At 71.4% G+C, this 10,669-nt stretch carries 10 protein-coding genes and 1 tRNA gene; 6 read left to right on the plus strand and 5 right to left on the minus strand.

Going from position 1 to position 10,669, the window contains the following annotated elements; genetic code table 11:
• Positions 1 to 62 precede the first annotated feature (62 nt).
• From VM681_08450 to VM681_08460, 3 genes are all read left to right on the plus strand, one after another.
• Positions 63 to 1,304: a winged helix-turn-helix transcriptional regulator gene (locus VM681_08450; protein HVL88014.1), complete on the plus strand. Its 1,242-nt coding sequence runs from the start codon at positions 63 to 65 to the stop codon at positions 1,302 to 1,304.
• 63 nt (positions 1,305 to 1,367) lie between these two features.
• Positions 1,368 to 3,161, plus strand: a complete 1,794-nt coding sequence (locus tag VM681_08455) for a ribosome biogenesis/translation initiation ATPase RLI (GenBank protein ID HVL88015.1) — start codon at positions 1,368 to 1,370, stop codon at positions 3,159 to 3,161.
• 51 nt (positions 3,162 to 3,212) lie between these two features.
• The gene (locus tag VM681_08460) at positions 3,213 to 3,464 is read left to right on the plus strand and encodes a hypothetical protein (GenBank protein HVL88016.1); all 252 of its coding nucleotides are present in this window, start codon (positions 3,213 to 3,215) and stop codon (positions 3,462 to 3,464) included.
• Here VM681_08460 and VM681_08465 read toward each other — a convergent pair.
• The 4 genes from VM681_08465 to VM681_08480 all read right to left on the minus strand — a co-directional run bounded on the left by VM681_08465 (position 3,449) and on the right by VM681_08480 (position 7,906).
• Positions 3,449 to 5,443: a serine/threonine-protein kinase gene (locus VM681_08465; GenBank protein ID HVL88017.1), complete on the minus strand. Its 1,995-nt coding sequence runs from the start codon at positions 5,441 to 5,443 to the stop codon at positions 3,449 to 3,451. The genes VM681_08460 and VM681_08465 overlap by 16 nt on opposite strands.
• Before the next feature lie 227 nt (positions 5,444 to 5,670).
• A tRNA-His gene (locus VM681_08470) sits at positions 5,671 to 5,742 on the minus strand.
• Positions 5,743 to 6,014: 272 nt separating this feature from the next.
• Positions 6,015 to 6,707: a helix-turn-helix domain-containing protein gene (locus tag VM681_08475; protein ID HVL88018.1), complete on the minus strand. Its 693-nt coding sequence runs from the start codon at positions 6,705 to 6,707 to the stop codon at positions 6,015 to 6,017.
• Positions 6,708 to 6,829: 122 nt separating this feature from the next.
• Positions 6,830 to 7,906, minus strand: a complete 1,077-nt coding sequence (locus VM681_08480; GenBank protein HVL88019.1) for an ATP-NAD kinase family protein — start codon at positions 7,904 to 7,906, stop codon at positions 6,830 to 6,832.
• A 104-nt stretch (positions 7,907 to 8,010) separates the two neighbouring features.
• Between VM681_08480 and VM681_08485 the strand changes: the two genes are divergently transcribed.
• The 3 genes from VM681_08485 to VM681_08495 are packed head-to-tail and all read left to right on the plus strand — an operon-like array spanning position 8,011 to position 9,564.
• On the plus strand, positions 8,011 to 8,433 hold the full coding sequence (locus VM681_08485) for a hypothetical protein (GenBank protein HVL88020.1): 423 nt from the start codon (positions 8,011 to 8,013) through the stop codon (positions 8,431 to 8,433).
• A gap of 46 nt (positions 8,434 to 8,479) precedes the next feature.
• Positions 8,480 to 8,923 (plus strand): hypothetical protein, encoded by a 444-nt coding sequence (locus VM681_08490; GenBank protein ID HVL88021.1) that lies wholly within the window; start codon positions 8,480 to 8,482, stop codon positions 8,921 to 8,923.
• On the plus strand, positions 8,920 to 9,564 hold the full coding sequence (locus VM681_08495; protein ID HVL88022.1) for an HAD family phosphatase: 645 nt from the start codon (positions 8,920 to 8,922) through the stop codon (positions 9,562 to 9,564). Before VM681_08490 ends, VM681_08495 begins: the two co-directional genes overlap by 4 nt.
• A gap of 5 nt (positions 9,565 to 9,569) precedes the next feature.
• Here the strand turns inward: VM681_08495 and VM681_08500 are convergent, their stop codons facing one another.
• Complete coding sequence (locus VM681_08500) at positions 9,570 to 10,589, minus strand: MarR family transcriptional regulator (GenBank protein ID HVL88023.1); 1,020 nt, start codon at positions 10,587 to 10,589, stop codon at positions 9,570 to 9,572.
• Positions 10,590 to 10,669: the final 80 nt, after the last annotated feature.

Below are 10,669 nucleotides of genomic sequence, written 5' to 3' on the forward strand. Positions count from 1 at the left end.
GACGCGCCACCAGAAAGGTTATGGGATCGCGAGGGCACCGCGGACCGGGAGAGGTCGAGGCCATGCGCACCGCCGTCTGGATCGCGGTCGCCTTCGCGCTCGTCGCCCCGCTTGCAAGCGCCGGGGCCGGCCACCATCCGACGGAGTACCTCCTTGGCGCCTCCCCGGACCAAATCCTGTCCGACGCGTCCCGATGGGCCGCTCGCGCGGCCGGGGACGCCGGCGCGCCGCTTCCCCCAGGCGTTGCGGCGGCGGTCCGCGAGGAGGGCGCCGCCGCCCTGCAGGGTGCCGACGGCGCGCGGGACGCGCTTCTCGCGGACGCTCGCGAGGCGTCCCGCTCCGTCGCGGGCGCTTTGCCCTCGGACGCCCTCCGGATCGATCCTGGACCGGCGGGACCGCCGTTGGGCCAGGCGGCGGCAGCGGTTTCCTCGGCGCTTCGGGAATCGGTGGCGCCGGTCCTTGCGCCCTTCGTCGCGGCGCGGCACGAAGGCTGCCGCGACCTTCGCCCCTGGTTCGAATCCGTCCGCGATCCCCTCGTCGCCGCGTACCGCGAAATCTTCGCCCCCGAGCGGCCGCGCGAGCCACGCGGATTGTGCGAGGCAATCCCCGGACGCGACGCTTCGGGCGTCGCGTCGGGCGACGGCCTCGCGCCGTCGCCTTCGCTTGCCCCCGGCGGGACGTCCGGGGCCGCAGGGTCCTCCTCCGGACCGCAGCCGGCGCCCGAACGGGCAAGCGAATCGCCGCGCGCGGAAGCGCCCGCGTCCGCTTCCGCGTCCGTCGCCTCTCGCGTGGCCGCTTCGGCGCCCCACGAAACGGCGCCGTTCTTCGCGGCGGCGCTGCCCATCGTCCTCGCGGCCTGGGCCCTGTACCGCCACCTTCGCCGGACCTCCGTGCTCCGGAACGGGACCCGCCGCGCGCTTCTCGACCTCGTCGGCAAGCAGCCGGGCGGGACGGCGCACACGATGGCCCGGGCCCTTGGCATCGACCGGAAGACGGCCCTGTACCACCTCGGCGTCCTGCGCGCCTTCGGGCACGTCGAATGCGTGCGCTTGGGCGCTTGGCAGCGGTACGTTCCCGCCGGCTCGCAGGCGCATCGCGCCTCGGCGCTTGCAAGCGTCGCGCTTGCCTCGCCTGCCGCCCGCGCGGTGATGGCGGCGCTTCGCGAGCGGCCCGACGCCTCGTCGAGCGAGCTTGCGCAAGCGGCGGGGATTCCGCGAAGCACGGCCGCCTGGCATGCGCGGCGCCTGCGGCAGTTCCCTTGCTTGGAAGCGCCGCCGGCCGTGGCCGAGCCGGTTCCGGGCTAGCCAAGCGGTCCGGCGCGACGCGGCGTTTTTATACGGCGCGGCGCCGTACGCGGCCTTGCCGCAATGCGAATCGCCGTCGTCGAGAAGGACCGCTGCCAACCGCGCAAGTGCAACTTCGAGTGCCACCACTTTTGCCCGATCGTGCGCCAGGGCAAGCCCTGCGTGTGGATGGGCGAGGACAACAAGGCGAAGATCAGCGAGACGCTTTGCATCGGCTGCAACATCTGCGTCGTGAAGTGCCCCTTCGACGCGATCCACATCATCAACCTCCCCGAGGAGCTCAAGGAGGATCTCCTGCAGCAGTACGGCGAGAACGCCTTTCGCCTCTACCGGCTGCCCGTGCCCCGCAAGGGCTCGGTCGTGGGCCTCCTGGGCGCAAACGGCATCGGCAAGACCACGGCCATCCGCATCCTCTCGGGGCAGGAGCTGCCCAACCTCGGCGACTGGACGGCCGCGCCGTCGTGGCAGCCGGCCATCGACAAGTACTCCGCGACCGAGCTTGGCGACTACCTGCGCCACGTCGCCGCCGGCAACGTGAAGACGGCGCTCAAGCCCCAATACGTCGACAAGCTGCCGCAGGCCGTGAAGGGCAAGGTGGGCGACCTCCTCCGCAAGACGGACGAGCGCGGCGCGCTTGCCCACGTCGTCGACGCGCTTGCCCTTGGCGCCGTGCTCGACAGCGACCTTGCCGCCCTCTCCGGCGGCGAGCTGCAGCGCGTGGCCATCGCGGCGACTGCGCTCAAGGAGGCCGACGTGTACTTCTTCGACGAGCCCTCCTCCTACCTCGACATCGGCCAGCGCCTGCGCGCCGCCCGCATGATCCGGACGCTTGCGGCCGAGAAGGCCGTCGTCGTCATCGAGCACGACCTCGCCGTCCTCGACTTCCTCGCCGACGACGTCCACGTCTTGTACGGCACGCCGGCCGCCTACGGCATCGTCACGATCCCGCGGCCCGTGCGCTCCTCGATCAACGTCTATCTGTCGGGGTTCCTGCGCGAGGAGAACATCCGCTTCCGCGACACGACCATCGAGTTCGAGGCGCACCCGCCGCGCAAGGACTGGCAGGCCCACGTCCTCCTCGAGTTCCCCGAGCTCGAGAAGTCGTACGAGTCCTTCCGCTTCCGCTCGCAGCCCGGGCAGATCCGCGTCGGCGAGGTCGTGGGCGTGGTGGGCCCCAACGCCACCGGCAAGACGACCTTCGTGAAGATGCTGGCCGGCGAGATCGCGCCCACCCGCGGCACGGTCGACGTCAAGGTCAAGGTTTCCTACAAGCCGCAGTACGTGAAAGGCGACTACGAGGGCACGGTGCAGGAGCTCCTGTACGTCGCGCTCGCCGAGCAGGCCGCAAGCCCGTTCTTCCTTCACGAGATCGCCCGCCCGCTCGACCTCGAGAAGCTCTCCGCAAAGAGCGTGGACAAGCTCTCCGGCGGCGAGCTCCAGCGCGTCGCCGTGGCGCTTGCGCTTGCGCGCCCGGCCGAGCTCTACCTCCTCGACGAGCCCTCCGCCTACCTCGACGTCGAGCAGCGCATGGTCGTGGCCAAGACGATCCGCCGCGTCATGGAGAAGACCGGCAAGAGCGCGCTCGTGGTCGACCACGACGTGTACTTCATCGACCTCATCGCCGACTCCGTCATGACCTTCGGCGGCAACCCCGGCGTGGAGGGCCTCTGCGCGGGCCCCTTCCCGATGCGCGAGGGCATGAACCGCTTCCTCGCGGACGTGGGCGTCACCTTCCGCCGCGACAAGGACACGCGCCGCCCGCGCGTCAACAAGGAAGGCTCCCGACTGGACGTCGAGCAACGGGCAAGCGGCGAATACTACTACGCGGTCGAGGACGCCGCCGCGCAGGCCGAATGACGTCCGCTTGACCCAAAAGCGCTATGGCGGCCCTGCCGACGACGGCGTTGCATGGAGCTTGCGCAAATCGTGGCGGGCGACGGCGTCGGCCTGCTCGTGCTGCTCGTCCTCCTCGTGCTGGGCTTGTTCGTGATCGGCTTTGTCGTGGGCGCGCTCATCTGGCTTTTGCCGGCCATCGTCGTCGCCGCGCTCGTCTGGCTCGTCACGGGCAACACGCTGTGGACGGGCATCGCGTTCCTGGTCGTGGCGCTGCTTTCGCTCGTGCCTCGCCCCGCCTACCGGCGGCGCTACTCTCCGCCGTGAGCCCCTCGCAGGCGAAGGAGCGCATCGCGCACGGCGGCCCGCATGTCCGCCGCCGACGGGAAGCGGTCCTCGCGGCGCTTGGCGAGACCCTTGCGAACGACGGCCGCGATCCCGGGCGCAAGGGACGGATCGAGCGTGGGCTCGCCCTCCAGCACCGCCGTCCGCAGCTCGTAGTAGTCCCGCGGCGGCTGGCCGAGGTAGTGCTTGCCCGTTGCCATGAGGTGCAGCAGCGCTGCCACGGCGTACAGGTCGGTCCGCGCGTCGGCCGGCTCGTTCCGCAGCTGCTCGGGCGCCATGTAGAGCGGCGTGCCCGGCTGGTGCCCCGTCGAGCTTAGCGTCGTGACGTTCACGTTGGGCGAGTGCGCGATGCCAAAGTCCGCAACCTTGGCCCGCCCGTCGCGCGCGAACAGGATGTTGGCTGGCTTCAGGTCGCGATGGAAGATGCCCTCCTCGTGCACGCGCTCCAGGCCCGCCAGGATCTCGTCGGCCACGCGAAGCGCCTCGGGCGCGCCAAGCGGCCCCTTCTGCACCCGCTCCGCGAGGCTTCCGCCCTCCACGAACTCCATGATGATCGCGTCGTTCTCCTCGTCCACGTCGTGCACGATCACGACGTTTGGATGGTTCACGGAACCGGCCACGCGCGCCTCGCGCAGGAACGCCGCGCGCATCTTGGGGATCGCGCGCCATTGCGGGTGCAGCTGCTTCACCACGACCTTGCGCCCAAGCTGCGTGTCCTCGCTCACGACCACGCGCCCAAAGGCGCCCGAGGGAAGCTCGCGGAGCGTCCGGTAGCGGGGCGGGCGCGGCCCGCCGCCTCCACGCGAGCTCTCGCCCGCGGGCGAGGGCACGCCCCGCCGCCCCCGGAGCAACAGCGCGACGGCCACGAGGGCAAGCCCCAACGCCAACGCCACCGGGAGCCACGGCAGGCCGCCGGAGAGATCCTGCGTTCCCAGTCCGCCCGCGCCTTGCCCGCCGGTCGCGGTGATCTTGACGCGCACGCTTGCGAAGTCGGCAAGCACGTATTCGACGCGCCAGCGGCCCGCCTCCGCCGGCATCGTGTACGAATCCGGCTCGGCCCCGCGGCCCAACGTCCGCGAATAGGCGAGGCTCCCCGAAGGCGCAAACACGCGCACCTGCGCCGAGCCCGACCCTTGCGCCTCCGTCTCCACCACAAGCGGGCCGTCGCCGGGCAGCGAATCGAAATGGTCCGGCTCGCGGGGCGCAAGCGCCCACGAGTAGCTCGCCTCGTACACCACGCGCGCGGAGCCCGACGGCGGAGGCGCGGCGTCGTCGGAGGTGTCGTTTCCGGACAGGTTCGAGGGCGGCGGCGTTTGCCCGGGCGGGCTCGCCGGGGGCGCGGGCACCGGCACCTCGCGCCCGAAACCGTCGTTGGGCGCGCGGTCGGCAAGATACCACGTCGGCCGCGCCGCCGCGTGCGCCCGCGTCGAGCCAAACGACTCTGCGAAGGTGTCCGAAAGACGGCCGGCCCCGCTCAGCCCCGGCAGCACCGCGCGCGGGACCTCGAAGACCACGCGCGCAGGCGTTCCGCGCTCGAAGGAAAAACCGATCGGCGAGACCTCCGACCACGGAAGCGCGCCGTCCCCGCCGGCCGAGCGCTCCACGAGCGCGGCCCGCTCCTCGTAGGCGAGGTTGATCGGCGAGCGCAAGTACATGGCGCCAAGCTGCCGGCCGCCCACGGTCCACCCCACGACCCACGCGCAGTTTGGACACCGCTCGAGGAAACCCGACGCCGCCGACCGCGTTTCGAGCGTGACGAGAATCGTCGCTCCGTCGACGGAGAAGTACGCCCGGAGAAGGTCGACCTCGGACGCGGCGCTGCCCGAGCCCCCCACGGGCACGTAGAACTCGTCGCCGCTTGCGTCGGCGACCTCCGGATCGGTGGCCGTTCCCGCCTGCGCGCCCGCGGCCGCAAGAAGCGCCGCCAGGATCGCGCCGCGAAAGGCTCGCTCCTGCCGCATGCTGGCCGCACGGAGGGTGCCGCGACGGAAAAACGTTGGCGAAGGGGCGCGGGGAGAGGGCGCGCGGCGGCGGGCGGGCGCGGAGGGATGTATACGTGTGTATACGAAGGTATACATCAGGGTGCGGGCCGCGTGCGCGCGGGGCCGGCGCCCCCGCTGCATGCGGCCGCTGCGCGGCCGCGACGTCGGGAAACCCCTACGCGGGGTTTCCCGGACCCTTCCCCAAGGGCCCGGGCCGGGAATTGAACCCGGATCCAGGGATCCACAGTCCCCGAGGATAACCACTACCCCACCCAGGCCACAAACCAACCCGTCTCGCTCGCCGTCGCGGCCCTTTGGGCCGCGACTGCCGCCGCGCGGCACTCCGGGCCGCGCGGCCTGCGCTCGCTCGCGGGTTCGTTTGATCGGACTCGCTCTTCGGCGGGGCCGCCGAAGTCGCGGACGACGCACGCCGCGTCGCCTTGAAATAGGTTGCTACGGCGAATGCATGCTCCAAGCGGCTTCACGAGAAGTATCTCGCGATCACTTTTCGTTCGGCGCTCGGGGGTCCGTTGCGCGGCCCCCCGGCGCCTCACGAAAAGTACCTCGCGATCACCTTTCGTTCGGCCGCCTGGAGCCGGTTATGGACCGCCGCCTTCGAGATGCCAAAGATGTTGGAGAGGTCGTCGAGGGTGACGGAGCGCGGCGTGTTGTAGAAGCCAAGCGCAAGAGCCGTCTTGATGACCTCGAGCTGCTTTTGCGTGAGCGCCTCGGCGAAGGCGCCCGTGATCTGCTGCTCGGGGTCGAAGTCGTCGATGCGGATGAGCTTGAAGTCGTCCCAGCGTCCGCCGTCCACGCCGTTCTCGTACTGCTGGAGCATCTCGGCGAGGTCGACTTTGCCAAGGACGATGAGGCGCGTGTTGAAGTAGCCCGCCTTCACGAGGCTCGGCTGGACGATGGCCTTCTCGCCGAAGTACTCGAGGGCAAACCCGTGGGGGCTCTTTGTTTCCTTGAGCTGGTCGAGGGTCGTCGTGACGCGGAAGGAGACCGTGTCCTTGGCGGTGCGGACGACCTCGTGCGCCTTGAAAAGCGTGTCGAACTGCGACAGAAGCTCCTTGGTGGAGCCTTCGGGCGCGGCAACGGTGAGGAGGAGCTTCACGAGGCGGGTCTGGTCGTCGTAGGCGGTCTGGTTGACGAGGACCTTGCTGCCCGGGTTCTGTTCCGTGAACGCGCAAAGCGGGTAGGCGTGGCTCTTCATCTTGTACACGACTTCGGTGAGCGTCACGGAGAACCGCCGACGGCGGAAAGGGGTAGGGGGTTAATAGCCTTAACGTGGGCTCGAACATGTTCGACAGATTCTATTCGTTGGTTGGGCCGGGAAACGGATCGCCCGCGTAGTCGGTTCGATCATTCTTGGCCTTTTTCGTTCCCGCCCTCGACGCGCACAAGCTTCGTGCGTCCGGGCGCGACAAGGACGCGGATCCAGGCCGGGAACCGCGCGTCGAGCGCGGGGTCCTGCGTGTCGACCCGCAGGCAGGGAAGCCCGCGGAGCTTCTCCTCGCCGGCGGCCACGACGAGGCGGTCGGGTGGGATGCGCGCGAGCACGGCGGGGGAGAGGGGCGCGTTGCCGCGGCCGATCACGAAGCCCTGTCCTCCGATGGGCGCGACGACGAGGCCCAAGGGATCGGGCAGCGCGACGAGCTCCCGCTCGGAGGCGTCCTTGGCCACCTGCCGCCCGTCGCGCACGGCGTCGAGGCCAAGGAGCGTCGCGTCGAGGCCCATCAGACGCTTGGCGTCGTGGAGCGTGCCGCCGGGGCCCAGGATCCACGTGACGCCCGGGGAAAGCGCGTGCACGATGGCGTGCGCGACCTCCTCGTCGCCGGGGGGCGCGGGGCTTTTGCCCGGCGGCACGCGGGGCGAGGCGGGCACGCGCAGGCGCCCGGCCAGGCGAACCTCCATCCGGCCGGAGCGGATCGCGCCCTCGTCGGCGTCGAGCACGTCGCGAAGCTCGGTCCTGCCGTCCCATTCCGCGAGGATGGCCGCCGCCTCGCGGGGCGTGGGGGCAAAGCAGGCGGAATGCATCTTGACGCCCGCGGGCACGCCGAGGGCGGGCACGCGCTCGCCGACGGCGGCGAGGACGTCCTGCGCGGTGCCGTCCCCGCCGACAAACGCGAGGACGTCGACGGGCAATTCCGCAAGCGCGGCTGCGGCCTCGCGCGTGTCGTTGGCGCTCGTGGGCTCGGCGGGCACGTGCGCGACGATGGCGCTTGCGCCCGCCGCCTCGCAGGCGCGCTCGCCCATGGCGCCTGCGCACGTGGCGATCTCGACGTTCTCCGGGAGGGCCCGGAGGAACTCGACTGCGCGATCGCCGGCGCGCGCGACGGCGCCTCGTCGGAGGGCTTCCGCGACGGCGCCGTCCGTGCCTTTGAGCCCGACGCGGCCGCCAAGGCCCGCGACGGGGTTGACGAGAAGGCCCACGCGCACGGACGCGCAACCTCGTTTGGGCTTGAAAGCCTAGCGGCTCGCCGGCTCGTGTTCCCGCGGTTCGTCCGGCAAGGATTGTGGCGACCGGTGGAGAGGGAAGGACCATGAGGTCGGGCGCAAAGGTGCTGCTCGCGTGCGCCGCGGCGGTCTCGCTGCTCGTGGTGGGCCAGTGGCAGGAGGAGAGCGCGACGACGCCTCCGGCCGACGCGCCCTTGCTTCCCAAGCCGCCGGGCGACGCGGACGCCCCGTCGCGACCCTCCGCGCGCGTCGCCGGGCCTCCGCCGCGCGACGAGCCGCCTTCGGTCCGGCCGCCCGACACGGCGCCGCCGGCGGCCGGCGGGACCGAGGATCCACCGGAAGCCCCGTCCTCGCGAGGCGGGCTCCTCGATGTCGTGAAGGGCATCGTCTTGAGCGGGGATCGCAAGGACGACGACGGCGACGACGAGCAGGACGACGAGGACGAGGAGGAGCGGGAGGAGCGCTCCGAGAGTCCCAAGTCCGGAAAGCGCGGGCGCGGCAAGCGTTGATCCCGCTTGCGCAAGGTTCGTATGGGCAAAGGCGGGTTCGCTCGCGATGCGACCGGCGGCGGCCACCCTTGCGACCGCGTTCCTTCTTCCCGCGCTTTCGGGCTGCGCGGTGCTGGACACGGTCACCGGGCCCGAGTACGCAAGCGTGGCCAAGGCGCAGGTCGCCGGCAGCTTCTCGCCGCTCAACGCGCCGGCTCGCGAGGAGGTCGTCACGTTCGAGGTGACGCCCGGCTCGACCGACCTTGCGATCCTCCTTCGCGTGACGTTCCACACGCCCGTCGTTCCTGCCCCGCCTCCCGTGCAGGGCCGCGCCGAAGCCTCGATCCGGGACCCGGCGGGCGCCGGCGAGTCGTTCGAATGGGACGCAAGCGGCGAACGGGACTTCTCGCTCCGTTCCCCGCGGACGGGCGCATGGTCCGTGCGGCTCTCCGCCACGGGCGAGGGCACCTACGAGATCCGCGCCACCGCGACGGAGCCGGTGCCGCGATGAGACCCCGCTTCGAGGCCGTTCTCTTCGACATGGACGGCACGCTCGTGGACCGCCACTCGAGCTGGGAATGGGTGCACCACAGCCTCGGGATCGACAACGAGGGGGTGCTGCAGGCGTTCCTGCGGGGCGAGTTCGACGAGGTGGAGTTCGTCCGGCGCGACCTCGCCCGCTGGAAGCAGGCGGGGCTCGGGCACCGGCGCGAGCTTGAGGCCACGCTCGCGAAGCTTGCGCTCATCGACGGCGCGAAGGAACTCGTCGCCGAGCTGTCGCGCCGCGGCACGAAGACGGCCATCGTCTCGGGCGGCCTCGACATCCTGGCCAAGCGCGTGTGCGAGGAGACCGGCATCGGCGCCTACCTTGCAAACGGCGTCCTTTTCGACCACGACGGGCGGCTGCTCGACGACGGGTTCGTGAACGTGCCGGTCCTCGACAAGGGCCGGCCCATCCCCCGTCTCCTCGCGGATCTGGGCGCAACGCCCGGCCGATGCGCGGCCGTGGGCAACAGCAGCCAGGATGTCCCCATGTTCCGCGCGGCGGGCTTTGGCGTCGCCTTCAACCCGAGCGACGACGACGTCCGCAAGGCGGCCGACGTGGTGGTGGAGGAGAAGGACTTGCGCCTGCTCATCCCGATCCTGACGTGAGCCGTTCAGGCGCCGACGGCGCGCTCGGAGACCTCGAGGGTCGTGGGCACCGGCGCGTCGACCGCGGAGGCCTGGTTGGGAAGCGCGCCCCAAAGCGCCGTCGCGCGGTAGCGGACCTCCTTGCCCACGCGCTCGCTCTGCACGAGGCCGGCCTCTTCGAGCTTGCGGAGGTGCCAGTGTGCCGCGGTGGGGCTCATGAGGAACTGCGCGCAGAGGGCGCGCTGGGGAACGTCCGGGTGGTCGCGGATGAACGCGCCGATTGCAAGCGCCTTGGGGTTGCGCACGGCGCCCACGGCCGCCTTGACGTCGCCGCCGAAGGCGCCCGCGGGGAAGTACCGCCGCGCGCGGCCGGAGCGCTCGCTTGCCACGAAGCCCTGCCGCTCGAGGAGGTGCAGGTGGTAGGCGACGGCGCTTCGCGAGAGGCCCGTGCGGTCGACGAGGTCCTGCAGGCTTGCGCCCGGCTCCGCGCGGATCGTCTCGTGGAGCTTCGAGCGCGCGTCGTGCACGAGAAGCTCCCGGCGGGAAAGGCGCGAGTAGAAGGGCATGGGAGCGGCGAGGAAGCCGCGGCGCGCGTCGCGATAGTCGATGGCGCCGCTGCTGGCCGTCGCGCCGCCGACGAGCGCGGCCGACACGAGGGGCGAGGCCACCACGGCCGCCCCGGCGGCCATGGCCAGGCTCGCGTCCAGGGGCGCCTCCGGTGACGCCGGCTGGGCGTGCGCGCGCGTCGAGGGAAGGCTCTCGGGCGCCTTGCGGGCCTCGGAAAGAAGGCCAAGCGCAGGGTCGGCGACGGGGGCGACGCGGTCGGCAAGGCCGGAGGCGGCCTGCTCGACGACGGCTCGCCGCTGGGCGACCACGCTTGTCACGTCCTGGGCCGTCGGGGCCTCGATGCGGGAGGGCAACGAGGCCTTGGGAAGGCTGCTCTCGACCACGGCGGCGGCTTGGGAGGCCACCGCGCCGGGGTTCGAGGCGATCTCCGTTGCGGCGACCGAGGGCGCCGTGAATCCGAGAATTGTCAATGCGAGCAATGCCGCAACCGCCGTTCGTACCGCCAACATGCGTGCCACCGGGATGTTCCCGCTCCCGGCCCAAGACCCCCGGGTGTACC

The sequence above is a fragment of the Candidatus Thermoplasmatota archaeon genome, from assembly GCA_035541015.1.
Classification (GTDB): domain Archaea; phylum Thermoplasmatota; class SW-10-69-26; order JACQPN01; family JAIVGT01; genus DATLFM01.

Bases quoted from the DNA above. Each gene is read 5' to 3' on its own strand.
- VM681_08450 (HVL88014.1), top strand. From the start codon at position 63: ATGCGCACCGCCGTCTGGATCGCGGTCGCCTTCGCGCTCGTCGCCCCG.
- VM681_08455 (HVL88015.1), top strand. From the start codon at position 1,368: ATGCGAATCGCCGTCGTCGAGAAGGACCGCTGCCAACCGCGCAAGTGC.
- VM681_08460 (HVL88016.1), top strand. From the start codon at position 3,213: ATGGAGCTTGCGCAAATCGTGGCGGGCGACGGCGTCGGCCTGCTCGTG.
- VM681_08465 (HVL88017.1), bottom strand. From the start codon at position 5,443: ATGCGGCAGGAGCGAGCCTTTCGCGGCGCGATCCTGGCGGCGCTTCTT.
- VM681_08485 (HVL88020.1), top strand. From the start codon at position 8,011: ATGAGGTCGGGCGCAAAGGTGCTGCTCGCGTGCGCCGCGGCGGTCTCG.
- VM681_08490 (HVL88021.1), top strand. From the start codon at position 8,480: ATGCGACCGGCGGCGGCCACCCTTGCGACCGCGTTCCTTCTTCCCGCG.
- VM681_08495 (HVL88022.1), top strand. From the start codon at position 8,920: ATGAGACCCCGCTTCGAGGCCGTTCTCTTCGACATGGACGGCACGCTC.